This is a genomic window from Lentibacillus populi (assembly GCA_014642895.1).
GTDB lineage: Bacteria > Bacillota > Bacilli > Bacillales > Amphibacillaceae > Lentibacillus_C > Lentibacillus_C populi.
On the sequence record BMJD01000009.1, the window covers coordinates 61,210 to 86,814 of the forward strand.

The 25,605-nt window shown below is 37.7% G+C and carries 25 protein-coding genes and 2 pseudogenes; 24 read left to right on the plus strand and 3 right to left on the minus strand.

Going from position 1 to position 25,605, the window contains the following annotated elements; translation table 11 throughout:
• Positions 1-20: 20 nt before the first annotated feature.
• The 15 genes and pseudogenes from IEX12_RS08010 to IEX12_RS23795 form a co-directional block, all read left to right on the plus strand.
• On the plus strand, positions 21-1,649 hold the full coding sequence (locus IEX12_RS08010; RefSeq protein WP_155554671.1) for an ABC transporter substrate-binding protein: 1,629 nt from the start codon (positions 21-23) through the stop codon (positions 1,647-1,649).
• 144 nt (positions 1,650-1,793) lie between these two features.
• The gene (locus IEX12_RS08015; protein WP_188724923.1) at positions 1,794-2,777 is read left to right on the plus strand and encodes an ABC transporter ATP-binding protein; all 984 of its coding nucleotides are present in this window, start codon (positions 1,794-1,796) and stop codon (positions 2,775-2,777) included.
• On the plus strand, positions 2,777-3,763 hold the full coding sequence (locus IEX12_RS08020; RefSeq protein ID WP_188724924.1) for an ABC transporter ATP-binding protein: 987 nt from the start codon (positions 2,777-2,779) through the stop codon (positions 3,761-3,763). The genes IEX12_RS08015 and IEX12_RS08020 overlap by 1 nt, the downstream gene beginning before the upstream one ends.
• 235 nt (positions 3,764-3,998) lie before the next feature.
• Complete coding sequence (locus tag IEX12_RS08025) at positions 3,999-4,733, plus strand: GntR family transcriptional regulator (protein ID WP_155554674.1); 735 nt, start codon at positions 3,999-4,001, stop codon at positions 4,731-4,733.
• 204 nt (positions 4,734-4,937) lie between these two features.
• Positions 4,938-5,921, plus strand: a complete 984-nt coding sequence (locus tag IEX12_RS08030) for an SIS domain-containing protein (RefSeq protein ID WP_155554675.1) — start codon at positions 4,938-4,940, stop codon at positions 5,919-5,921.
• Positions 5,922-6,026: 105 nt separating this feature from the next.
• The gene (locus tag IEX12_RS08035; RefSeq protein ID WP_155554676.1) at positions 6,027-8,114 is read left to right on the plus strand and encodes a hydantoinase/oxoprolinase family protein; all 2,088 of its coding nucleotides are present in this window, start codon (positions 6,027-6,029) and stop codon (positions 8,112-8,114) included.
• Positions 8,098-9,840 carry a hydantoinase B/oxoprolinase family protein gene (locus IEX12_RS08040; RefSeq protein WP_155554677.1) on the plus strand — a complete coding sequence of 581 codons (1,743 nt, stop codon included), beginning with the start codon at positions 8,098-8,100 and terminating at the stop codon, positions 9,838-9,840. Before IEX12_RS08035 ends, IEX12_RS08040 begins: the two co-directional genes overlap by 17 nt.
• A gap of 53 nt (positions 9,841-9,893) precedes the next feature.
• Positions 9,894-10,733 (plus strand): PfkB family carbohydrate kinase, encoded by an 840-nt coding sequence (locus tag IEX12_RS08045; protein ID WP_188724925.1) that lies wholly within the window; start codon positions 9,894-9,896, stop codon positions 10,731-10,733.
• A 31-nt stretch (positions 10,734-10,764) separates the two neighbouring features.
• Positions 10,765-11,034, plus strand: coding sequence for a transposase (locus IEX12_RS23775; protein WP_371871284.1), 270 nt, complete (start codon positions 10,765-10,767; stop codon positions 11,032-11,034).
• Positions 11,035-11,075: 41 nt separating this feature from the next.
• Positions 11,076-11,312 carry an IS3 family transposase gene (locus tag IEX12_RS23780; RefSeq protein WP_371871285.1) on the plus strand — a complete coding sequence of 79 codons (237 nt, stop codon included), beginning with the start codon at positions 11,076-11,078 and terminating at the stop codon, positions 11,310-11,312.
• 154 nt (positions 11,313-11,466) lie between these two features.
• Positions 11,467-11,709: a DDE-type integrase/transposase/recombinase gene (locus IEX12_RS23785; RefSeq protein ID WP_371871288.1), complete on the plus strand. Its 243-nt coding sequence runs from the start codon at positions 11,467-11,469 to the stop codon at positions 11,707-11,709.
• 91 nt (positions 11,710-11,800) lie between these two features.
• Positions 11,801-11,875 carry an integrase core domain-containing protein gene (locus tag IEX12_RS23790; protein WP_371871289.1) on the plus strand — a complete coding sequence of 25 codons (75 nt, stop codon included), beginning with the start codon at positions 11,801-11,803 and terminating at the stop codon, positions 11,873-11,875.
• Between the two features lie 465 nt (positions 11,876-12,340).
• Positions 12,341-12,511, plus strand: coding sequence for an asparagine synthase (locus IEX12_RS08055; protein WP_188724926.1), 171 nt, complete (start codon positions 12,341-12,343; stop codon positions 12,509-12,511).
• A gap of 83 nt (positions 12,512-12,594) precedes the next feature.
• Positions 12,595-12,996: a DUF2383 domain-containing protein gene (locus IEX12_RS08060; RefSeq protein ID WP_286171020.1), complete on the plus strand. Its 402-nt coding sequence runs from the start codon at positions 12,595-12,597 to the stop codon at positions 12,994-12,996.
• Positions 12,997-13,206: 210 nt separating this feature from the next.
• Positions 13,207-13,305, plus strand: a pseudogene (locus tag IEX12_RS23795) (DUF3813 family protein); the annotation flags it as partial.
• A 116-nt stretch (positions 13,306-13,421) separates the two neighbouring features.
• On the opposite strand, the gene IEX12_RS08070 reads toward IEX12_RS23795, so the two are convergent.
• Positions 13,422-13,748, minus strand: coding sequence for a DUF378 domain-containing protein (locus IEX12_RS08070; RefSeq protein WP_188724928.1), 327 nt, complete (start codon positions 13,746-13,748; stop codon positions 13,422-13,424).
• Positions 13,749-14,056: 308 nt separating this feature from the next.
• On the opposite strand from IEX12_RS08070, the pseudogene IEX12_RS23800 reads away from it, so the two are divergent.
• Together IEX12_RS23800 and IEX12_RS08075 are read left to right on the plus strand one after the other, a co-directional pair.
• A pseudogene (locus tag IEX12_RS23800) lies at positions 14,057-14,264 on the plus strand (spore photoproduct lyase family protein); the annotation flags it as partial.
• Between the two features lie 317 nt (positions 14,265-14,581).
• A complete protein-coding gene (locus IEX12_RS08075; RefSeq protein ID WP_188724929.1) occupies positions 14,582-15,352 on the plus strand; it encodes an SDR family NAD(P)-dependent oxidoreductase in 771 nt (256 codons plus the stop codon).
• 281 nt (positions 15,353-15,633) lie between these two features.
• Here the strand turns inward: IEX12_RS08075 and IEX12_RS08080 are convergent, their stop codons facing one another.
• Entirely contained in the window at positions 15,634-16,305 is a 672-nt protein-coding gene (locus IEX12_RS08080; RefSeq protein WP_188724930.1) for a GntR family transcriptional regulator, read from the minus strand.
• 229 nt (positions 16,306-16,534) lie between these two features.
• Between IEX12_RS08080 and IEX12_RS08085 the strand changes: the two genes are divergently transcribed.
• The 4 genes from IEX12_RS08085 to IEX12_RS08100 all read left to right on the plus strand — a co-directional run bounded on the left by IEX12_RS08085 (position 16,535) and on the right by IEX12_RS08100 (position 20,461).
• The gene (locus tag IEX12_RS08085; RefSeq protein WP_088049461.1) at positions 16,535-17,731 is read left to right on the plus strand and encodes a CaiB/BaiF CoA transferase family protein; all 1,197 of its coding nucleotides are present in this window, start codon (positions 16,535-16,537) and stop codon (positions 17,729-17,731) included.
• A 16-nt stretch (positions 17,732-17,747) separates the two neighbouring features.
• Positions 17,748-18,653: a hydroxymethylglutaryl-CoA lyase gene (locus IEX12_RS08090; protein WP_088049462.1), complete on the plus strand. Its 906-nt coding sequence runs from the start codon at positions 17,748-17,750 to the stop codon at positions 18,651-18,653.
• Positions 18,654-18,718: 65 nt separating this feature from the next.
• Positions 18,719-18,970 carry a hypothetical protein gene (locus IEX12_RS08095; RefSeq protein ID WP_088049463.1) on the plus strand — a complete coding sequence of 84 codons (252 nt, stop codon included), beginning with the start codon at positions 18,719-18,721 and terminating at the stop codon, positions 18,968-18,970.
• Positions 18,971-18,973: 3 nt separating this feature from the next.
• The gene (locus IEX12_RS08100) at positions 18,974-20,461 is read left to right on the plus strand and encodes a sodium:solute symporter family protein (protein ID WP_188724931.1); all 1,488 of its coding nucleotides are present in this window, start codon (positions 18,974-18,976) and stop codon (positions 20,459-20,461) included.
• 309 nt (positions 20,462-20,770) lie between these two features.
• Here IEX12_RS08100 and IEX12_RS08105 read toward each other — a convergent pair whose 3' ends face one another.
• On the minus strand, positions 20,771-21,808 hold the full coding sequence (locus tag IEX12_RS08105; RefSeq protein ID WP_088049465.1) for an LLM class flavin-dependent oxidoreductase: 1,038 nt from the start codon (positions 21,806-21,808) through the stop codon (positions 20,771-20,773).
• A 161-nt stretch (positions 21,809-21,969) separates the two neighbouring features.
• Between IEX12_RS08105 and IEX12_RS08110 the strand changes: the two genes are divergently transcribed.
• The 3 genes from IEX12_RS08110 to IEX12_RS08120 all read left to right on the plus strand — a co-directional run bounded on the left by IEX12_RS08110 (position 21,970) and on the right by IEX12_RS08120 (position 25,603).
• Complete coding sequence (locus tag IEX12_RS08110) at positions 21,970-22,395, plus strand: MarR family winged helix-turn-helix transcriptional regulator (protein WP_088049466.1); 426 nt, start codon at positions 21,970-21,972, stop codon at positions 22,393-22,395.
• A 466-nt stretch (positions 22,396-22,861) separates the two neighbouring features.
• A complete protein-coding gene (locus IEX12_RS08115; RefSeq protein ID WP_371871286.1) occupies positions 22,862-24,715 on the plus strand; it encodes a BglG family transcription antiterminator in 1,854 nt (617 codons plus the stop codon).
• A gap of 18 nt (positions 24,716-24,733) precedes the next feature.
• Positions 24,734-25,603: a ketose-bisphosphate aldolase gene (locus IEX12_RS08120; RefSeq protein ID WP_188724933.1), complete on the plus strand. Its 870-nt coding sequence runs from the start codon at positions 24,734-24,736 to the stop codon at positions 25,601-25,603.
• Positions 25,604-25,605: the final 2 nt, after the last annotated feature.

Here is a 25,605-nt window from a genome sequence, read left to right on the forward strand (position 1 = left end):
TTTAGAAAGGGGATGGAAAAATGATTAAAAATTGGATGACTGTTTTAACTTGTTTGATAGCTGTTTTACTAATCACTACTGCATGTAGCAGTAATAGTAATAGTGAAGCTAGTAAAGAAAATGATAATAGTGGAAGTAATGATGACGTAGTAACGATGGCAATAATTTCTACATGGGATACATTAAATGTTTACAATACCTCTGGCAACTATGGGAATGCAGTAGCGGATCAGTTGTTTGAGAGGCTTGTTTATAGAACCCACGACGGTAAAATTAAACCAAGACTTGCTCAATCATGGGAAATGGCAACGGATTCGAAATCCATGACGTTTGAATTAGCTGATAATGCGATTTGGCATGACGGTGAAAAACTTACCGCTAACGATATTGTATTTACAGTAAAGGCAATGACAGATGAATCAGTGGATAATTATTATCGCTCTGAATTTGCTGTACTTGCAGGAACTGATGAAAATGGAGTTGCTGAAAAATCCGATAATGTTGGGGTTGAAGCTGTTGATGAGCATACTGTAAAATTTGAATTTAAAGAGGCTGTAAACGAGGATAGAATACTTAATGCCTTCTTAAGCTTTTTGTATATTTTACCTGAACATAAACTTGGCGAAGGTGATTATGCTTCCATTAATGATTCGGAATTTTGGAATGCGCCAATTGGGGCTGGTCCATTTAAATACGTCAAAGACGAATCGGGTACGTCGTTAGAGTTAGAAGCGTTTGAAGATTATTATCAAGGAAGCCCTGACTTTAAAACGCTGGTTATTCGTGTAGTATCAGCTGAAAATTTAACACCCGGTTTAATTAAGGGGGATATTGATGTTGTGGCAATGGGAAGTATTCCCTTATCTGACTGGGATTCAGTAAAAAATGCAGAAGATATTGTGGCCGCACCGGTAGAAGACTACACATACCAATATATGTTATTTAATTTGTCAGAATCAAATGATGCTTTTCACGACTCAAGAGTTAGAAGTGCATTTGACATGGCAATTAATAAACAACAAATTGTAGATAAATTGATGTTAGGAGAAGGAAAGGTAGCTGTTGGTCCAATGCCTGAATACCATCCTTACTTTAACGAAAAACTGTCAGGAAATAGTTATAACTCAGAAGAAGCAAAAAAGCTGTTAGAAGAATCTGGGTTTGATTTTAATAGAGAGTATAGAATGCTTGTTCCACAGGGGAATCAAGTCAGAGAGCAATCAGCGCTGTTAATTCAACAGGATTTAGCAGCTATAGGAGTTAAGATTAGTATCGAGACATATGATTTTGCTACCCTTCTATCTATGTTAAGTGAAGGAGAAGCGGATCTAGGCTTATTGGGGGGCGGTAGTAACATAGACCCCGGTGAAAGTAGTGTCATTTTAAAGCCGGGCGATTCGAGAAACTACTCCTTGTTAACCGATTCAAAATGGTATGATATTGCGGAAAAAGGTGCAAAACTAACGGATTTTAATGAAAGAAAAGAAGTTTACGATGACTATCAAATTGCCCTTGCAGAAGATCAACCATATATATGGCTTTATCATCAAAATAATTTATGGGCATATAATAAACGTCTATCAAATGTACCAATTGATGATTTTGTTTGGATGAACTTTGGAACATGGAATTGGAAACTCTCAAATTAGCAGTCACCTTTAACTGTGACTTTACATGATGAGGATATCCTGTAGGTATGAATTCGTACCTACAGGTAGTCCTTGAAATGAAAAATATTCATATATAAATAGAAAGTCAAACAGGATATAAATCCATGAACGGGAGGAGATAATATGGGTGATGTATTACTTGAGGTAAAGGGACTCCATGTTCACTTTGTAAATAAAAACAATCGGATACCAGCCATTGAAGGAGTTGATTTTAAAATTAGGGAAGGTGAAACTCTTGGAATTGTTGGGGAATCCGGATGTGGCAAGAGCATTACCTCCATGTCAATTTTAAAATTACTCCCTCCAGAAGCTGAAATAGTAGATGGTGATATATATTTTAAAGGAAGTGATTTAACAGAACTATCGAAAAGGCAATTGACTAAGATCAGAGGAAATGCAATATCGATGATTTTTCAAGAACCAATGACGTCTTTAAATCCAGTTTATACAATTGGTAATCAAATCAGTGAAGCTTTACGCTATCATTACGGGTTAAGTAAAAAACAATCAAAAAAAAGGGTTATTGAAATGCTTAAGTTAGTTGGAATTCCTGCTCCGGAAAAACGATTCTATGAGTATCCTCATGAATTAAGTGGTGGCATGAGGCAAAGAATAATGATTGCCATGGCATTGATTTGTAATCCGGATTTATTAATTGCCGATGAACCAACTACTGCACTAGATGTAACTATTCAAGCCCAAATTTTAGAATTAATGAAGAGCCTTAAAAATGATTTCAATACTTCGATTATTATGATTTCCCATGATTTAGGGGTAATTGCGGAAATGACAGACAATGTTCTCGTAATGTATGGGGGTATGGTGGTTGAAAATTGTGATGTAAAGACATTATTTGAAAATCCACTCCATCCCTACACAAAGGGTTTATTAAACTCTTTACCAAAAGTGGACGAACGAAAGGAAGAATTAAATACGATAGATGGAGCGGTTCCAAGTCTTTCAAAAATGCCCGCTGGATGTAAATTTTGGCCAAGATGTCCTTATGCAATGGAAATTTGTAAAACGACTAGACCAGACATGTTTGAAAAGGATAACCATAAGGTAAGATGTTTTTTATATGATGATAGAACAAAGGGTGAAATGTAATGGTCAGCGATAATAAAAATATACTTACTGTAAAAGATCTTAAAAAACATTACCCTGTTAAATCAAATTTTCTTAATAAGGATAAAAAAGTGGTTAAAGCGGTTGATGGCATCAACTTAGCTATAAAAAAGGGAGAAACTCTTGGGCTTGTCGGAGAAAGTGGTTGTGGAAAGTCGACTTTTGGACGTACCATTTTAAGATTAATTGAATCAACATCCGGAAGTGTTTTATATAATGGGAATAATATACTTTCCTATAACAACAAGGAAGTACGTTCATTGAGAAGCGAAATGCAGATCATATTTCAAGATGCGGGAGCCTCCCTGAACCCTCGTATGACATTGGGAGAGATTATCAGAACTCCGTTAGAAATATTTAGACTGGCAAAAGGAACAGAAGTGGAAGAGAGAGTAATAGAATTATTAAATCTAGTTGGGTTAAACGAGAGTTATATTCATCGGTTTCCTCATGAATTGTCGGGAGGTCAAAAGCAAAGAGTTGGAATTGCAAGGGCTTTGGCAGTAAATCCAAAATTTTTAGTTTGTGATGAACCGGTGTCCGCCTTAGATGTTTCTGTTCAATCGCAAATATTAAATTTAATGAAAAAATTAAAAGAAACACTTAATTTAACTTATCTTTTTATATCCCATGACTTAAGTGTTGTAAACCATATTTGTGATAGAGTTGCCGTTATGTATTTGGGTAAAATAGTTGAAATAGCCCACCGCGATAAATTATTTAATAATCCAAGTCATCCGTATACGAAAGCTTTATTATCGGCAATCCCTATACCCGATCCGACCATAAATAGGGAACGTATTGTTTTGGAAGGGGATGTTCCAAATCCAACAGACCCACCAAAAGGATGCCGATTTTATAATCGATGTCAATATCGCATGGAAAAATGTGCATCAATTTATCCTTCAATTGATAAAATAGATGACAATCACTTCGTTGCCTGTCATTTATATCATAAAAACGGGTAAGAATGTGTTTTACTTTAAGAAATGCGTTCTTGAGAGAAATAGCATCTTATGAAATGTAGCCTGCCTGACCAGAATATTTTACACGCATCAAAGTAGTATAATATTTATTACGGAATATAGAAAATTTGTATTTTGACCAATATTTGTGTTATTTTACTCGTAAAGGATTGATAAATATTGATTACTACTGTACTATATTGAATGGTGTAAAAATTTTTGGGAAGGTTGTTAAAAAATGAAATTAAAAAATGCAAGTCAAATACCACTATACCATCAGTTAAAGCAAATAATTATAGAAGATATTGAAAGCGGAAAATATGAAACAGGTGAACAGCTGCCAACGGAGATGGAACTATGTAAAAAGTATGGTGTAAGTAGAATAACCGTAAGAAGGGCGGTTTCAGATCTCGTTGACGAAAAAATTCTTTATCGAAAACAAGGTAAAGGAACATTTGTAAGTGAATCAAAGATTAAAAGAGAATTAATTTCCATAGGTAGTTTTTCAGATATTACCACCCAATCTGGCAAGGAACCCAGTACACAAATTTTGGAAAATAAGATTAAGAAACCAAATGGGGAATTATGTTCTTTATTTAAAATCATGCCAGAGGATAATGTATTGGAATTAAAGCGACTTTTAAGTATAAATGGCAAACCATTTATTATTGAAACATCATATTATCCAATTTCTCGTTTCCCAAAATTAGAAACCTATATAGGCAGCAATGTATCAACATATAAGATATTAAGGGATTATTATGATGTTGAGATTAATAAAGCAGAAAAAACATTAGATGTAACATTATCAGATGTAGAACAATCAGCTATTTTTGAGTGTGATTTAAACTCTGTTATGTATCTATTAAGAAAAACAGCATATGATACAAACAATGAAGTTGTTCACGTTTCAAATTCTTTAATCCTTGGTTCAAAAGTTACGTTTACTTTTACCGTAGAAAATATAGAATAAAAGATATACAAATAATAATTTACACTTTTTATACCTCCATAGCTATAAAGGATTATTCCATCTTTAGATTTATGGGGTTTCAATGTAATAAATAGCACATGTTTTTTTGGAAGAATAGATAATAGTGAAGGTAAAACATTAACCAATACGTCATATAACGTTATCAAACAATATAATTCAAAATGTGTTCTTAGGAGGAGCAAAATGATAAAAAATTATACAGGACAAACAGCAATTTCTAAAACTTTGGAGGAGTTAAAAGATAAGGATATCAACAGAGTATTTTATGTAGCATGTGGGGGTTCATCCGCCTTAACTTATTCAAGCAAATATATAATTGAACGTGATTCAAAAATATTGGCTGCTGAAGTATACAATTCAAATGAATTTATTTACCGGTCGCCAGCAACACTAGATGAAAAATCATTAGTAGTCGTCATTTCTCACCTTGGGAATACGCCGGAAACGACAGCGGCTGCAGAATTTGCCCGTGATAAAGGTGCTACTACGGTTGCTTTTACATACGAAAATGAATCGCCACTGGCTAAGGCATCAGACTTTAGAATAGATTATCAATACGGCCCACAAGTAAACCCAGCTGATTCCAGGAATATACTTATTATTCAACTTACCCTTGGCTTGCTGAAAATTAAAGAGGGACACCATAAATATGATGCATTAGTATCTAGTTTACCTGGTTTGCAGTATACAGTGGATAAAGCGATCGAAAAATATACAGAGAAGTCTATAGATTTTGCCACGAAATATCAAAATGAAAAAATGATTTATACAATGGCTAGTGGCAGTAACTTTGGGGTAGCTTATACATTTGCTATCTGTATATTAATGGAAGCTCAATGGATTAATTCACATGCAATTCATGCTGGTGAGTTTTTCCATGGTCCGTTTGAGGTTGTTGATAAGGATACTCCGTTTGTTCTATTGCTTGGTTTAGATGAGACAAGATATATGGAAGAACGTGCACAGAAATTTTTAAATAAGTACGGAGAAAAATTATTTATATTGGATGCCAAAGATTTTGACTTATCTAAAATTGATATAGCCATAGAGGGTGAAATTGCTTCTGTTCTTCATCTTTATGTATTACGTGCCTTATCAAGGGAATTCGCAAAAGTACGTAATCATCCTTTGGAAACAAGAAGATATATGCATAAGGTAGAATATTAGTATAAAAAATTATTATGTGTAGTGAGTTAGAATTAACTCCTATTAAATCATATTATAGGAGTTAATTTTAACCGTATCTTAAAGACTTGAAAAGGAGGAATTTTTATGCGTTATATGGTTGGTGTTGATGTGGGGGGAACATTTACTGATATTACGATGATAGATTCTGTTACTGGAAATGTCAATAATCATAAGCTTCCGTCTACACCTGAGGATCCGTCCATTGCAATTATGAAAGGTATTGAAGAGCTATTAGCTTTACATAACGTTCCTAATGATCAAGTGACCTACTTGGCCCATGGAACAACTGTAGCGACTAATGCCATTATTGAAAGAAAAGGAGCAAAAACAGCCTTAATCGTAACAAAAGGTTTTAAAGATTTATTAGAAATTGGGCGCCAAACACGTCCTAGTCTGTATGATTTATTTAAGGAAAAACCCGAACCAGTAATATCAGGAGATATAAGATATGAAGTCGAAGAAAGGTTATATGCTAATGGTTCAGTTAGAACTCCGATTAATAAGGATCAGCTTAAAGAAATAGTTACAGATATTAAACGGAGGGGTATCACTTCCATTGCGGTTTGTTTTCTATTTTCATTTAAAAACATCATGCATGAAAAAATCGCCTTGGAAGAAATTGGAAGATTGTATCCTTCTGCATATGTATCCGCTTCCCATGAAATCGTTCCTGAATTTCGTGAATATCCGAGATTAAGTACAACTGTTATGAACGCTTATTTAGGTCCAGTCATGAAAAAGTATATGGAAAACTTTAGAAGCTCTGTTAAGAAATCAAATATTCCTGTTGAACCATATATTACACAATCAAATGGTGGAATTATTTCGATCCAGGAATCCGTAATAAATCCAATTAAAACAGCCCTTTCAGGGCCTGCTGCGGGTGTAGTAGCAGCTTCTTATATAGCTGAATTAACTAAATATAATAATTTGATTACATTTGATATGGGCGGAACATCGGCGGATTTCAGTCTAATTGAAAATGGAAATCCAAAAATATCCATGGAAAGAGAAATAGAAGGGTTTCCAGCAAGGGTTCCAATGTTGGATATTCATACCTATGGGGCTGGGGGAGGATCTATTGCATGGTTAGATGATGGAGGAGCTTTGAAAGTAGGACCTGAAAGCGCTGGGGCGATTCCAGGTCCAGTTGCATATGGTCGTGGAGGTACACTACCTACTGTAACGGACGCTAATGTTGTCTTAGGAAGATTGAATCCGAACGGGATTTTAAATGGGAAAATGGATTTGGATGTTAATGCCTCTAAAAAAGCAATTAAAGAACATATTTGTGATAAAACGAATCTATCTTTAATTGAGGCCGCTAGCGGGATACTGTCCGTGGTAAATGCAAATATGGCTCGTGGTGTTAGACTAATTTCTGTTGAAAAAGGCTATTCTCCTAGTGAGTTCGCCCTTGTATCTTTTGGAGGGGGTGGAGGGTTACACTGCGGGTCCTTGGCAAAGGAATTAAATATTTCCACGGTTATTGTACCACCGTCACCAGGAACATTTAGTTCCATGGGCTTACTTGTTACGGATATAAAATCGGATTATGTCAGAACAGAGCTATTAGAGCCTAAAGAACAGAATTTAAATGTAATAATTGAACATTTTAAAGAAATGATGCTAGAGGGTACTACACTATTGGAAGCAGAAAATATTGAAGAAGATAAACGAAATTTTATTTGCACTATCGATATTCGTTTTAAGGGGCAGAATTATGAATTATCAGTTCCCATTCATATAAATGAATTAAACAATAGAGATATAGACTTTATAGTGGAAAGATTCCACGTAGCCCACGAAAAAACATATGGTTACTCTAATAAATTAGCTAAGGTAGAATTTGTAAATTATCGTCTAACTGCTTGTGGAAACCTTCCTAAAGTCCCGCTAAATAAAGGTAACAAGGGGGAAGGGGAAATAGTAATTTCTAAATCTAAAAGGGAAGTTTACTTCTCTGAAGTAGAGGAACCGGGATACTATGAAACAGATATTTTCCAACGATCAGAACTTGTGACTGGGGATAAAATAAATGGACCAGCTATTGTAGATCAATTGGATTCAACTATTTTAATTCTACCAAATCAACAAGCGATAGTAGATCCATATCAAAACTTGATTATTAAGGTAAATGGTGAGGTGAAACCCGATGGAAAACAATATTAGTCCAATAACACTCGAAATTATGGGAAATTTAATTTTGTCAGTTGCTGAAGAAATGGGTGTTACACTAGTTAAAACTGCCTATTCAACAAATATAAAAGAAAGAAAAGATGCTTCGACAGCCGTATTTGATATGAAGGGACGTATGATCGCACAAGCTGAGCATGTTCCGATGCATTTAGGTTCCATGTTAAGTGTAGTTACGGAGGTATTGAAGAAATTCCCCATTTCTTCCATTAAGGAAGGAGATATGTTTATCACAAATGACCCATATACTGGTGGAGGAACCCATCTTCCCGATATAACAATGGTTGAGCCAGTTTTTTACAATGGAGAAATAACTGCTTTTGTTGCTAATATTGCACACCACTCAGATATCGGAGGAAAGGTCCCAGGAAGTACCTCTTCAGATGCAAATAGTATTTTTCAAGAAGGTATTCGAATTCCGTTAGTTAAAATATGCAAAAATGGCAGTATCGTGAACGAGACTATGGAGTTCATTTTAAATAATACTCGAACACCTGAAGAAAGAAAAGGAGATCTTTATGCACAGATTTCTTGTAATAAAGCTGGCACAAAGCGTATGAGAGATGTAATTAATAAATACGGAAAATACAAATTTTCAACATATACAGACGGCCTTATAAATTATGCAGAGAATCTAATGAGGATGGGAATTAAAAAGTTGCCTGATGGAGAGTACTCTTTTGAAGATTATTTAGATGACGATGGTGTAGAGTTGAATAAACCAGTTCCAATTAAAGTGAACATTATTATTGAGAATAATCGAGCAATCGTTGACTTTACAGGTACAAGCCCACAGGTTAAAGGACCATTAAATTTAGTTTTATCTGGCACACTTACAACAGTGTTTTATTGCTTTAAGGCATTAGCCGGTCAATCGATATTTTCCAATGAAGGCATTTATCGGGCTATAGAGGTTGTTGCCCCGGATAATTCTATTGTAAATTGTTCACCTCCTGCGCCAGTAGGGGTTAGAATTGATGCTGCACAGCGAATCGCAGACGTTGTTTTTGGAGCATTGGCAAAGGCTGCTCCGGATCGGGTAATAGCTGCATGTAATAGTTCGGTAACTTCTGCTATTTTTTCTGGAGTTAATCCAGAAACAGACAAATACTTTGTTTACTTGGAAACAATTGCTGGTGGCTCAGGTGCACATAAAAATAATGATGGATTAAGCGGAGTACAGGTCCATATGACAAATACTTCTAATTTACCTATAGAGGCGTTGGAACGTGAATACCCTATAATGGTAGAAAGTTATAATTTTGCTCCGGATTCGGGAGGGCCAGGTTTATATCGGGGTGGATTAGGATTAAAAAGGCAGTTTAGAATGTTAGGTGATAATTTGTTGTTCACTGGATTAGGGGAGAGACATGTATTTTCACCATGGGGTATCGCTGGCGGAAAAAACGGTAGCTCGGGTAGTTTTTGGTTGAAGAGAGCAAACAGTGAAATTAAAAAACTCAATTCAAAAATATCGGATATAGAATTAGATAAAGAGGATCAGATTACCATATTTACTCCAGGTGCAGGAGGTTATGGAAATCCCTTATTTAGGGATGTTGAAAAAGTATTTCAAGATGTAAAAGAAGGAAAGGTATCTGTTGCTTCAGCTAGAGATGACTATGGTGTGATTTTGACAGACGATGTAAAAGAAGTAGATTCGGAAGCAACTACTCGAGTTAGAGATGAACGATGTAGCTAATGTAGATTAAATGCTGGAAAAAATCTTTATTTACCTTGGAGAGGGAGTATTATTTGAAGATAATAGGTATTGGAGATAACGTCGTTGATTATTATAAACATCGGGGAATAATATTTCCAGGTGGTAATGCATTAAATGTTGCAGTACTTGGAAAAAGGAATGGTGCGGAAAAATCGGCATACTTGGGTATATTTGGAAGTGATGGATCGTCTCAACATGTAATTGAATGTTTGAAGGAAGAGAATATTGATATAAGTAGGAGTCGATATGCAATTGGCGAATGTGCAGAGGCCACAATTTCAATTGAGAATGGAGATAGAACATTTGTCGGCACTAATCAAAGAACAAGGATTGAATCATTATTGAGATTAAATTTGCAAGAAGATGATATTAGTTATATTAACGATTTTGATGTTGTTCACACTAGTATTAACAGTGATTTAAAGGATGAATTGTATAAAATATCCCATAAAGCAATCTCATACGATTTTTCTATTCCAAATAAATGGGATTATAATTTAATAAGGGAAATCGCTCCTTTTTTAACATATTCATTTTTCTCTGGTAGTGATTTTACAGATTATGAAATACGTGATTTATTTGAATTTGTTCATGGTTTTGGAGTTAAGGTAGTCGGTATAACCCGTGGAGAAAAGACAGCAATTTTTTCAATAGAAGGTGAAATTTTTGAACAAAACCCATTGCATACAGATTTAAAGGATACAATGGGGGCAGGAGACTCATTTATTGCTGGTTTTTTAACTAACTATACCGATTATTTAGAACCAAAAGCTGCATTAATACAAGCTGCTAAATCAGCCTCCATTACTTGTAGTCACTTTGGATCAATAGGCTATCCTAAAGAAAAAACTATAATGGACCCAAGATTTTAGACACGAAAAAAGGAGATGTTAAGGTAGGTATATGAAACGAAAAAGATATACACCCGAATTCAAAACTCAAATCGTGTTGGAAATCTTGAAGGAAGAAAAAACAATGAGCCAAATTGCTTCTGAACACGGGATCCATGTGAACCAGCTACATAAATGGAAAACTCAATTCCTAAAAGAAGTGCCACATGTTTTTGAAAAACAAAACAAGGATCAGAAAAAAATGAAAGCTGACTATGAAGAACAACCGGAAAACCTCTATGCAGAAGTCAGAAAATTAACCACGCAATTGTCGTGGCTCTAAAAAGTCTGGCATCTACCGCGACTAGGCAAGAGCGTCTGGAGATGGTGGAATGGAAAGACAGCGAACTACCCATCCAACAGGCTGAGCTATTAGGGATCAATCGGACCAGTCTTTACTACAAGCCTGTTCAGCCATCCCCGGAAGAGGTTGCTATTAAATACCGGATTGATGAGATTTATACGAAATTCCCATTTTACGGTTCACGCAGGATTGCCGAAAAATTAAAGGATGAAGGAGTGAACATCAATCGCAAAAGGGTGCAGCGCCACACGCGTTAAATGGGAATACAAACCGTTTATCTAGGACCTAATTTAAGTAAAACGCAATTTGCAATACCGTATTTATCCATATCTACTGAAAGGAGTGAACATTACACGCCCAAATCATGTTTGGAGTGTCGACATTACGTATATTCGTTTACAACAAAGCTGGATGTATTTAACCGCCATTATTGATTGGTATTCCCGCTATATTATCAGCTGGGAACTAGATCAGACTGGAAATAAGCTTTGTTTTAGACGCTGTTCAACGTGCGTTTACTTAGGAAAACCTGAAATATTCAACAGTGATCAAGGAAGCCATTTTACTAGTCCTAAATATATTAATCTCTTAAAAGAACAACCATCTATCCAAATCAGCGTGGACAGTAGGGGTCGTGCATTGGATAACATATGATAGAACGCTTTTGGCGAAGCCTTAAATACGAAGAAGTCAATTAAAAGAATACGGCACGCCAAGGGAATCAAGAAACAATATAATAGACTATATGGACCTTTATAATCACGATCGGCCTCATCAGTCATTAGACTATAAAACGCCAGGTGCCATCTATTTTCAATAGTTCATTGTCCTTTCCATCTTTGAGCAATTACCTTTCCTATGTCAGGTTCTGTCAAGGGAAAGTACGCCCTTGACAGAACCTGACATAGGAAAGGCCTGGCTGTAAGATGGGAAGGAACAAAACTGATGCCCCACCTTATTTTTATATAATTAGTGTCTTGACAATGGGGTCCACTTTATTTCGTTACATGTATATCCTTTTGACTTGGTTTAGATCTTATCAATAGTAAAGTTAAAAAACCACAAATAAAATCACCTCTATAACTTTAACTACATATCTTCAAAGTTAAACATTTTTCTACATTTAAATAAAGTTTGACCAAAACTATTCCAGTAGGATAAATTTTAAATTTATTCTCTTCAACATAAGCGCTAAATTACATATACCAAACAGGAATATTTTTTGAACGCAGCCTAAAAATAAACATGTACTTTCATTTTTTCGAATATAAGGAGGGCAATCATGATGAACACTCGTGAAGGTATCATCCCTTCCGTGTTAAGTTCTGTTGTTACAACTACAGGTGTCTTATTTCGAAAAAAACATAGGATTTCCAACCCTGGATTGGGGGGAATTGGATTCGGGTTGGCTCATGTCGTACTCGGCGAAATTGATCTTGTTCAACTTGAACGCTAAAGTCTTGGGGGATAATGTTGCCCACATAAACAAAACACAAGAAAGGGGTATCAGCTATGAATGAAAGCAATGTGGTTAAGGAATTGAATGAATATTTAAGAGGCGAATACATGGGGATCCATTCTTATGAACATTACATTAAAAATGCACAGGATTCAAACATCAAAGCCGCATTACAACAAATCCAGCAGGATCACAAACAACATGCCGCAAAGATCGCTGAAAGGATCCAAAATCTTGGGGGGAAGGCAGACGAAGATAATGGCTTCATGGGCTCCGTTAGTGAAGCCATGATGAATCTCAAAGGTTTTCCAGATGAGACAAAGGAAATTTTAAAAGGCGCAATTAAAGGACAACAAATGGGTATCCAAACTACGGAGAAAATAGTGCGGGGAGATTTGGATCCTGAAAGCCAGCAAATTGTTGAAAATAATTTATCTGAAGACAGAGCACATATTGAGCAGTTAAACAATTTGCTGCAATAGTTCGAAAGGGCAGGGATTATTCCCGGCCCTTATATAACAGTTATCCTCCATACTATAAGTGTGGTAATTATTGCCTTCCAAGTAACAACAAAACCCTAGTCGCGAACCACATATCAAAAATAAATGTGGTTAACCATGTATACAAGGAGTGTTTTTAAATGAAAAATTTCCAACAAGTAAAAAACACACAAGAAAAATAAGCAGCAGAAAAACACTATTCAAAACGCATATGCAAATGTTTCTTCTGACGAACAGCAACAACTACATCGATTAGAACAGCAATTTAAGACTAAAAATTACCTAAGTTAATTACGGGTTTATAGTGATCCGTCAATATAAAACCGGTCTTCCATAAACGATTAGACAAGCAACCCCCGTCTTGAATTAGAATAAGACGGGGGAGGATTAATATTTAATAAGAATTTTTATTTGCGTTCCGGGTTGGTATCCCGGTTTGTTGATTTATAATCATCATCTGTGTCCTCTCCAAATTCCACACCATAATTTACATTGTTGGATTGGATTTGCTGATTATTGTCTAACTGACTATTTGTCTCAGACATGGGGTCAAATAATATTGTTAAGCAGAATAAACCACTTAATCCGACAAGGCTATAAATCACACGCGATAAAGCAGCTTCTTGTCCACCAAAAATTGCTGCCACTAAATCAAATTGAAAAAAACCAATTAAACCCCAATTTACTGCGCCGACTATAACTAAAATTAAAGCAATACGTTTTAAAGTACTCATTTAACTGTTTCACCTCCCGTACAGATTAAAGTCAACATTATCTTTTGCCCTAAACGCAATTTCATACAATCAATTATCTTTCAAGGTTATGTTTAACAGCTGATAAATAATGTATATACCCGAATAAGAACCGGTAATTAAGAAACAAGGGATTTAGGAAAATGGCATGGATTTTTGTCATGAATACGGTTTTACCTTTAATGATTTGATAAATGGAGAGAGGTAATGTTTCCAAAGAGAAAAGGTTATACAAGGGCAGTAAGATTAAAATCAGGAGGCATAGATGTCCAGAAATGGCGGGGAATTCTATGGTTAAACCTTTCATTCCTGTGGAACCTCGGGCATTGGATTATCCACTTGGGAAGGAACTTATATCTGAAAATTGAAAAGATGAGGATAGAAATCAAAAACAGCATCCCACAATAATTCGTAACTTAACTAGTGAAAACAATTTCCAAAAATACCGTATAGCTTAATACACTTGTTATCGGCATTCAAAAAACCTTAAAGTTTGATTACATCAATGATTGTTGAATGTGAACAGAATAGTACAATTAGATTGTGAACAAAATAGTACAGATATTAAATCCGTCTATCGTTTTTTTCAAGGATGTGGGGACTAATCTTTAAACTGCCCCCTGTCATTAGATAGGGAAACAATATAAAACACTTTAGATCGAGTAAATTTATAATTAGAACAAGGGTAGAAATAATGTCTAGTTATACTTGGGAAATTAGAGTATCCTTCTTGTTTTAAAAAGGACAGTAATTATTTTTTATGAGACTATAGCTAGTAAGTATTGAAATTAAAGATATTTTTTGGAGGGATTCATATGACATTTCCAATTTTAGAGGGTAAAGTGGCCATTGTAACAGGTTCAGCAATGGGGATGGGACTTGCTACAGCAAAACTTTTTGCAGAAGCAAAAGCAAACGTAGTGGTAGCAGACTTTAACGAAGAAAAAGGAAGAGCAGCAGTTTCGGAAATTGAAGCAAATGGAGGAACAGCATATTTTGTAAAAGTTGATATTTCTAAATCTGATCAAGTGCAAAATATGGTTGTTAAAACAGTTGAAAAATATGGGCGTCTTGACGTGGCCGTTAATAATGCTGCATTAACTCCAGACAATGCCCCGGCGGCAGAGTTTGATGAAGATTATTGGAATAAGCTAATCTCCATTGATCTTACAGGAACTGCATTATGTATGAAATATGAGTTGCAACAAATGATTAAACAGGGACAAGGCGGAAGTATTGTTAATATATCATCCGTAAGTGGTTTCCGTCCTCAACCGAATAATATTGCGTATGTTGCAGCTAAACATGGAGTAGTAGGAATGACGAAGGTTGCTGCGCTAGAAAACGGTGATAAAAATATTCGCGTTAATTCAGTAGCACCAGGAGCAATTGACACTCCTATGTTAAGAGGAGCATTGGAGGAAACGGGCCAAACGGAAGAAGAATTTGCACCTCAGCTTAGTCTATTAGGCAGATTTGGTCAGCCGGAAGAAATTGCCCAAGCAAGTCTATGGTTAGCTTCGGATCAATCTTCTTATGTAACAGGTACAGTTATACACGCTGATGCTGGGTATACGAGTCGGTAAATGCGGTAAAAGACATAAATAATATACATTTACAACAAACCTCTCCTAACGAACATTTCAAGGGAGAGGTTTTTTTATGCTTTTTATAGCACAGGTCCTGTTAGCAGACAGGCTATCCTTTGTTGAACTGGTTCAGACGTACTTCCTCATCGATACTAATAATACAATGCTAGGAAAGATGTCTTTCTAAAAGGGAGGGCATCGTTTTTCCGTGTACAAGGAAATACGGTAGACTACATTGGTAATCGTCAAATAAATTCCCCCATTTCTTAGGTATGTAATCACTTTGTTTTCCTCGAAATTGAATAATCCTCCTCAATATTCTTTATATGATGCAAAACCTGGTCCCTCCCATGATAAATATGCTCATGCATCGCAACACGAGCCCGTTCCACGTCCTGTTCCTGAATTGCCTTAAGGATAGTGCTATGGGTCTCTAGAGAGTTTCGCATTTGTTCTTCATTAAACCAATAGAAAGAACGGAAGATCAATGGCAACACGACCACTTTGGATATGTGGGATTGAATATGTTGATTTTGGGAAGCTTTTATCACACAATCATGAAATCTGCGGTTGATTTCCAAAATATCCTCAATGGTTGATTCGCCGGTTTTAAAATGAACATTGATCACCTGTTCATAGGATGCATTGGCTGCTTTCATTTCTTGTAAATCCAAATCGGTGCGGTGAATGGAAGCCTGGGCAGCTGCGTATCCTTCTAAAAGTGTCCTGACATCGTATATTTGCCGAATATCTTCTTTCGTATAATGACGGACGCGAACCCCTCTTTTCAGCGAGACCGTCAGTCCTTCTGATTCCAATCGTTTCAGCGCCTCGCGGATCGGTGTACGGCTTAGTTGCAATTCTTTTGCTAAATACTCCTCAGTAAGCCGCATGTTTGGCGGAAATTCTCCGTGTAAAATTGCCTTTTTGATATATGTATAAGCATCCATTTAACCACCTCTTTTTCATTATTGTATAGGAATCAAAGGCGTTCATCAATTTTATTGTCCTCTTTGTATACAAACAGGTGTATTTATTATGTGAATACAGACATTTTCAAAAATATATTGCGTTTTTGTATACAAGCTGTTAAAATATGAAAAACCATACATAAGATTTCGATTTATCACCCAATTCATAACAACAAGTGGTTCTTGTTAGAAAAAGGAGTGAAGGCTTATGGGACAAAGTTTAGAAGGTGTTAAGGTGTTGGAATTAGGCAGTCTGATTGCTGGTCCTTTTGCCGGAAGATTGATGGCGGAATTTGGCGCAGACGTTATCAAAGTGGAACCGCCGGGAAAAGGGGACCCACTAAGAGACTGGCGTCATATCTATGAAGGCACTTCCTTATGGTGGAGACTGCAATCCAGAAATAAAAAGTCGATCACCGTCAATTTAAAAAGTGAAGAGGGACAGGAAATCATTCAATCACTCGTTAAGGAATGCGATATCCTTGTCGAAAACTTCCGACCCGGCACAATGGAAAAATGGAATTTGGGATATGAAACACTGTCTGCCATCAATCCTGGCTTAGTAATGGTTAGGGTTTCCGGTTATGGTCAAACGGGTCCTTATCGTGATAAGACTGGTTTTGGCAGTGTTGGGGAGTCGATTGGCGGGCTTCGCTATATTACGGGGTATCCTGATCAGCCGCCGGTACGGGTTGGGGTCAGCCTTGGCGATTCTCTAGCTGCGATGTATTCGGTAATCGGAGCGATGATGGCACTGTATCATCGTGATGTGAAAGGTAAAGGGAAAGGACAAATGATTGACGTTTCATTATACGAGTCGGTGTTCAGCCTGATGGAAGGGGCGCTGCCTGAATTTGATAAGCTTGGTGCCATTCGGGAACGGACCGGGTCATCGCTGCCAGGTATCGCACCTTCCAACACATACCAGTGCAAGGATGGAAAATATATCGTCATCGGTGGGAATGGAGATGCTATTTTCAAACGGCTGATGGAAGCGGTTGAACGGCCTGAGTTAGGGGAAGATGAACGTTTTCAACATAACAGCGGCAGGGCTTCCCATGCTGATTATCTTGATGAAGTGATTGAGGGTTGGACAAAAACGGTCGATTTGGAAACGGCATTGCAGATGCTTGATGAGAAAGGAGTTCCCGCTGGTCCGATTTACAGTATCCAGGATATTGTGAACGACCCGCATTACTTGAGCAGAGGTATGATCGAGGATTTTAAATTGAACGAAAAAGAGTCTCTGAAAATACCGGGGGTTGTGCCGAAAATGAGCGAAACACCTGGGGGCACAAAATGGCTTGGACCTGACCTTGGGCAACATACAGATGAGGTTTTGAAGAAGCTGCTTTCCTATGATGATAAAAAAATTTCCCAGCTGAAAGAACAAGGGATTATTTAAAAAAGGGGGAAGACGAATGGAGACCATTTATATTCAGGAAGTCGTGACACGAGATGGTCTGCAAATGGAGGACCAATTCGTGCCAACGGAGGAAAAAATTGATTTAATTAATCGGCTGTCTGCGGCGGGGGTTGATAAAATTGAAGCGACCTCATTTGTATCTCCAAAAGCTATCCCTAATTTGCGGGATGCGGAGGATGTCATGCTGGGGATTGACCGAAAGCCGGATATTACATATACTGCCTTGATCCCAAATGTGAAGGGGGCAGAACGTGCTGCTGCCTGTAAGGTTGATGAGGTAAACCTGGTTGTGTCTGCCAGCGAATCGCATAACCAGAAAAATGTGCGGAAATCAGTGGACGAATCGTTTTCCGGTTTTACGGATATTACCCGTTTCCTGGCCGGTACCGGGATCCGAATTAATGGGTCGTTAGCTACCTCGTTTGGCTGCCCATTCGAAGGTACGATCGCTGAAAACAGGGTCCTGGGGTTGATTGATAAGTATCTGGAATTGGGAGCAGATGGGATAACGCTTGCCGATACGACCGGGATGGCAACCCCAAAGCAGGTCTTTCAACTCTGCGGGAAAGTACTGGATCACTGGCCGGATTTACCCTTAACGCTGCATTTCCATAATACTCGCGGCATGGGTCTGGCGAATGTAGTGGAAGGAATCCGGGCAGGGGTGACAAGGTTTGATGCTTCTCTTGGCGGCCTGGGCGGCTGTCCATTCGCCCCGGGAGCCACAGGAAACATTTGTACCGAGGACCTTGTCCATATGCTCATCTTTATGGGTTATCATGTGAAAACAGATTTTGACCAACTGATTGCCACTGCAAAACATTTAGAGACGATTTTAGGACATGATGTTCCAGGACAAGTTATAAAAGCTGGCAAAATAACAGATTTGCATCCTGTGTAAAAGCAGGGGGAAATGAAGATTTCTATTTTGTGTCAGAATATTAAGGATTCAAAGGAGGAGCAAATATGAACCAATCGAAAAAGGAACCGATTAAAAATGGCAAAATATGGATTGTGTTTGGGATTTTACTGGCGTTAATAACTCCGTGGTATTTTCCAAAAAGCTTTGGAGAAATTCTAATCTATGGAATACCACTATGGGCTGTCATCATTATTGTTGCATCTATCTTGTTATCTGCATTCTTATCCTACGTCATTCGTTACCACTGGACGATAGAAGAAGAAAACGAAGAAGAGGAAGCGAAAGGAGCGAATTAAGTTATGGATTTGGCATTCTCAGGTTGGTCAGGTGTATTGATTCTGTTGGCGTACGGTTTGCTTATGCTTGGGATTGGCCTTGTGACCTACCTCAAAAACAGGAATATACATGAAAGTCTGGATGAGTACTATCTTGGCGGCCGGGGACTCGGTGTCATGGTTCTGTTTTTTACCTTTTTTGCGACACAATATAGTGGGAACACGGTCGTGGGTTATCCGGCTACAGCGTATCGTCAAGGATTCGAATATCTAGTATCTGTTCCGTATTTTATTATGATTATCATGGCATATCTTTTATTCGCTCCACGCCTTTATGCAATGGGTAAGAAATATAAATTAATTACACCTGCCCAGTGGTTTGAAAAACGATATAAATCAAAAGCAGTTACTATCTTGGCATCTTTACTAATGCTTTATGGCCTGGGTAATTATTTGCTCGAGCAATTGGTAGCTATCGGACAAGGAGTTTCCGGATTAACAGGAGGAACGATTCCGTATCAGGTAGGGGTTATCTTCTTTGTCGTCATCATGTTGATTTACGGATGGCTTGGCGGGATGCGCTCTGTTGCTTATACGGATACCATGCAGGGGATCGCCCTGCTTGTGGGGATTTTCATGCTTTTGATCGGATCCATCATCTATTTCGGCGGGTTGCCCACATCAGCAGATTATATGCAAGCGTATTCACCCGAGAAATTAGGGATACCCGATGGGCCAGGTATAGTGAACTGGTTCAGCCTGCTTGTGTTGATCGGAATTGGTGCTGCGGTTTATCCTCATGCGATTCAGCGGATATTCGCGGCAAAAAATGAAAGAACCCTGAAACGCTCCTTCAGCAGAATGGCGTGGATGCCATTTGTAACTGCGGGGGTAGTGTTTATCATCGGAATTATTGGTATTAATGCATTCCCCGGGTTATCTACTGGAGAATCCGAACAGCTAGTAGGAATGATGGCAAGCAGCATTGCAAGTCAAAACACTGTTTTTTATTGGGCCATGATTTTGTTATTTGGCGGGGTCATTGCAGCGATTGTTTCCACCGCCGATTCTGTATTGCTGACATTTTCATCGATTATTTCAAATGATTTATACGGAAACTACATCAATCCCGAGGCTTCTGAGCATAAAAAGCTGCTTGTCGGCAAACTGCTAGGTGTTGTAGCTGTCGGTATTCTGATTATCATTGCATGGTTCCCTCCTGCAACGCTTTATCAGATCTTTATCTTGAAGTTTGAATTACTGATCCAGATTGCACCGGGTCTGATCCTCGGACTATACTGGAAACGCCTGCGCTCTAAAACTGTCTTTGCCGGCATGGTTGCAGGTACGTTAGTCGCTTCAGTGATGACTATTTTTGATCTTTCTTTACTCGGTGTTGCCAGCGGATTATGGGGACTTCTTCTAAACACAGTCATCTGTATCGTTGGCAGTCTTGTGGCGACGGTTTCTGCAGTGGAGGAAAATGAAATGAAGGAAGTAATTGGGATATAACAAGTAGGTAGGCATGCCTCGATTGATGCCGAGCAGCTCGCGATCGATTTTACGATGGGTTCGATCGACTTCGGGCGGCACACGATCAATTTCGCCATGTATCCGAGCACCATTCGGCATATGTGAAACCCGCAAAAATAGTAAATTATTTTTGCGGGTTTTTGATTTTTTCAAACTGACTTTGCTCCATCTGTTGCATCCTTCCATTCCTCTACGTATTAGTGCCAATTTATTAGGATAGAAAACGGCGTTCACAACTCATTGTATCGCTAATGAAGGGAATTTTACAGTACACCACATTGATTCAGGTTACTTGCCAGAAAGCTGAAAGGCATCCGCAAGCAATGTAAAGGATTGATGTCTTGCTTCCTTATCAGTAATCATATTCAGAATCATGATTTCATCGATTTGCGCCTCTTTTTGCAGATGGAGCAGCTCTTTCTTTACCGCTTCCACACTGCCAATCACGAAACGCCCTTTGTTTTGCTTGCGGATCATTTCTTCCTCCGGTGTGTATGCGTGGGAAGCTGCTTCATCAAGCGTCGGCGGTGCATATTGAAATTGCCCGGTTCCCCAGCGTACCCATTGCAGTTCTGCTGGTCCGGCAAGATAGGCAGCTTCATCATCCGTTTCCGCACACACAACGATAATGGACATGATGCTGTATGGTTCGGCCAGGAATTCCGATGGCTGGAATTTTTCCCGATAGCTGCGTAATGCCGGAATAGCCCAGTCCGGATTAATTTGTGCGGCAAACGCATAGCCAAGGCCGAGCTGTGAAGCAATTCGCATTCCACCGTCACTGGATCCAAGCATGAATAATTCCGGTATAAGGGACGGATCCGCTGATGGGGTGATTTGGGCAAATGGATGATCTTCTGGAAACTTCCTCGTAAAATAGGCAAGCAATTCCTGAAGCAGTTCACCTGCATCATTCCCTTCAACTGCCTCACGGGAACGGCGCAATGCCAGTGCGGTAATTCCATCTGTTCCTGGAGCCCGGCCCATTCCAAGGTCGATTCTCCCTGGATGCAACGCCTCTAATAGAGAGAAGTTTTCTACTACTTTCAGTGGGCTGTGATTAGGCAGCATTACGCCTCCGGACCCGATACGAATATTTTCTGTAAGCACCGCGGCATGAGCAGCAAGTAAGTCTGGCGATGTACTTACCTGGTGTTTCGTATTATGATGTTCAGCAAACCAGTACCTGGTGTATCCAAGTTTGTCGGCAAGTTGTACAAGTTCCGTTGAGTTTTGTAATGTCTCTGTGGCAGATTCGCTATTGTAGATAGTTGCCAGGTCAAGAATGGAGAGCTTTAATGGATTATCCTTTGCGTCAGCATTCATATGTTAACCTCCCATGTATACGTTAAAAAATTGTTAGTAGCCTAATTAAAATAGAAAGAGCATTCTATGTCAACAAAATGGACTTATGAATTGATTTTGACAGTCTATGGATCTATCTATATAATTAGCATACTAATTTATTTCGGGAGAGGTGTTTTAACATGATTGAAAAAGAGATTCGAGAATTGCTTCATAGCATTGCAGTGAAGTCCCGAAAAGAATATGCGAGCAAATTTCGTGATGTGGATCTGTATATAGGACAGGAAACGGCTCTGTGTCATCTTTGGCAGGGGGATGGGATCACGCAGTCTCAATTACGTGACAAAATGGGGTGTAAATCATCCACTGTCAGTAATATGCTGCGAAAGCTTGAACAGGATCAGATTATTTACCGAGAGCAGGAACAGGAGGATGGAAGGATCTACAAGGTGTTTCTGACGGAAAAAGGGAAGAATTTGCGGGTACCAGTAACAGCAATCTGGGAAGCGCAACAGAAAAAAATGCTAAATGGAATTCTGCCAGAAGAATTATTATTGATGCGGCGACTTTTGAAGCAGATGGAAGCGAATCTTTTTAAAGGGGATTAAGGGATCAGGTACTTATTCCTTTAGCAAACACTGTGGCAGGTTATGTGTAACGAATTATTTGGTAATTCAATGGTGACTATAGTTAAAGAACATGAATTTTATTTATTGCTGATGTTAAGGCGATTTTTTTCGCAAATGCTTTTCTTCTGCTATTTAATCCTTTGAACCAAGAAGAACGGGTGGTACAAAAATTCCTTAAGACATGCATCAACCGTTCAACGGAAGTTATTAACTATTTTAAATATGTAAGGAACCAGCCGGAACTAAACAAAGGGTTGGTTCTTTTAATTAGCTGATAAAAAGATTGAGATAAAGAGATAATATTACTTGTCAGATATATCTATTACAACAGATGATCACTTGAATTAACATAAAAAATTGGAATACTAATTTTCCTAAGGGTAGGAAAATTTACTGATATAGCGCTTACCATAGTTGTATTTTAAAATAAAGACATAGAAAGGTTGTGGTTTGTTTGCATAAAAAGCATAATCAATTAATTGACTTTCTATTGAACCAAAACGGAGAGTATGTGTCCGCTACAACGTTAGCTGAAATATTGAATGTGACTGATCGCACAATTAGAAACTATATTAAGGACATTAACGATAACTCCAGTGACGTTGTCATCACCTCATCACCCGAGGGGTATGCGATTATCACAGACAATAGCGAAGAGAGGTTAGGATCCAATGAAAAAGAGTTAGAAGAAGCACTCTTGGAGTTTGAAATTATTCAGTTCTTAATGAATGAAAATGACTACACTGCTTATGATGAAATTGCCGATAAATTCTTTTATTCACCACAGACAATTCGAAGCCGTATCCAGAATCTTGCAGCGAACATTCATGCTTTAGGTATTGATGTCGCCATCGATACAAAAGTTTTTAAAGGTATTAAATTGACCGGGACAGAAATACAAAAAAGAATTCTATTAGAAAGCTTCTTTACATCCATTTCTGTTAAGAAGGAAATGTACAAGGATTTTGTAGTAAATGGTTTCCGTTCATGGGTAGATATGGAAGTGGTTGAAAACGTTTTTAAAATTGTTGATCAAATCAATATAGAACATCAACTAAATCTGGAATTCTCGATGTACAAGAAAATTGCGATTCAATTAATTATCATCATTCATCAAATAAACCACCACCATCTAGTTAACATGGAAGATACAGAACTAACTAATTTAAGGCGTTTTAAAGAGTTCGAAGTCGAAGAAGCCTTTCGGTCAAAGTTACATGATTATGTAAAAATGACGGATGATGAAGCGATTTTTTTGGTCAATTATTTGATATCGTTACAACTGGATTTGGATAAATCAATAATCGAGAATAAGGACCAAGAAATTGTAAGTAAAATAGAAGCCATTTTACTTCAAGTAGAACAAGTCTACCATGTACCTATTTATTCAACAAAGCGTTTTAGAAATAACATTGCAAATCACATTTATCGAATTATCTATCCCGCATCACATAACTTGCTTATTTATAATCCATTTGTAAAAGAAACGAAGTCGGAATACTTTTTTTCATTTAGTATTGCTTCGAATATCGCTTTACAAATTGAGAAGGCGTTTCTTGTGGAAATTCAAGACAGTGAAATTGCTTATTTAGCCTATCATATTCAAGTTATTCTTGATTCGCAAGATAAGAAGAAAATAAAAACAATTATTCTTTATAGCAGAAGCTATGAGCGGACAAAGCTTCTTGCTGCTAAAATAGCAACGTACTTTGATGAACTTGAAATTTGTAAAATAGAAAAATATTCTGCGGACTATGTTTTTGATCATTCCTATTTATACATTGGAATAAACCTGGCAGACACACCACAAACCACAGCAAATTTTATGATGATCCAAAGCGGCTTTCAAAGTAGTGATATAAAGAAAATTAGATTCTTTCTTGAAGCACAAAATTCAATCATTGAGCAGGCAGCTATTCACTGGATTCATGCAAAAAGTCCTGAGGAAGCTATTCTCCATCTGCTTTCACTAAATAATCAAGAGCATTTTTATGAACCTATTATGAAAAGAGAGCGGATTTCTTATACTTCAATAGGCAATTTAATGGCTATACCTCATCCTTATTTTGAAAAGGAAGGATATAAAGAGAAAGTCATTATTGGGGTTAATAAGCAAGCGATAAAATGGGGAAATGAACTCGTTCAACTGATCATTATTTACATTCCATCTTCAGATATTGAACGAAATGAATACGCCTTTACCGAATTCTTTCAAAAAACCAAGAACATCGAAAATGTAAGAGAACTTGTTCATGCTGCAACAGATAAAGAATTTAAAGATATTTGGAATCAGATATAAAACGAGGAGAGATGAAAAATGTTAATGAATATGAAAGAACTATTAGAAGTAGCGTACAAACATAATTTTGCGGTAGGTTCCTTTAACGTGGCAAATAGTGAGTTTGTAAGAGTTGTTATTGAATCTGCTGAGGAAAAAAATGCACCAGCTATCATCCAAATTCACCCGAATGAGCTTGAGTTAGTTGGAGATGATTTTATTGCATATGTTCGAGAAAAATGTAAAAACACAAAGGTGCCTATGGCTATTCATCTAGATCATGGCTCATCTGTAAAAGATGTGATGAGAGCTATTAGAAATGGTTACACGTCGGTTATGATCGATGCTTCACACGCTTCATTTGAAGATAACATATCCATTACGAAGGAAGTTGTCAAACTTGCACATGACGTGAATGTGTCGGTAGAAGCTGAATTAGGAACGATCGGATCAAATGAAGGAAGCTCTGAAGCCGGTGCTGATGAAATATTATATACGGATGCAAACGATGCAAAAAGATTTGTTGAAGAAACAGATATCGATACATTGGCCGTCGCAATTGGAACATCACATGGACAGTATAAACATGCTGGAAAACCAGAGTTAAAACTGGATTTGCTTGCTGAAATAAACCAAAAGGTCGGTATTCCTCTTGTTCTTCATGGAGGAAGTGATAATAAAGATGAGGAAATTTCTCAAACGTACCTTCACGGTGTAGCAAAAATCAATTTATCAACGGATATGAAAAGTGCTTTCTTCCAGGAGATGCGTCGTTTCTTGACTGATAATCGCGGGGCATATGAGCCGGATGTCATTATGCCAAGTGCCAGAAAAGCAGCACAAGAAATAGTAAAACAAAAAATGGACCTATTCAACTCAACAAATAAAGCAAATTTCTATTTTAATTAACC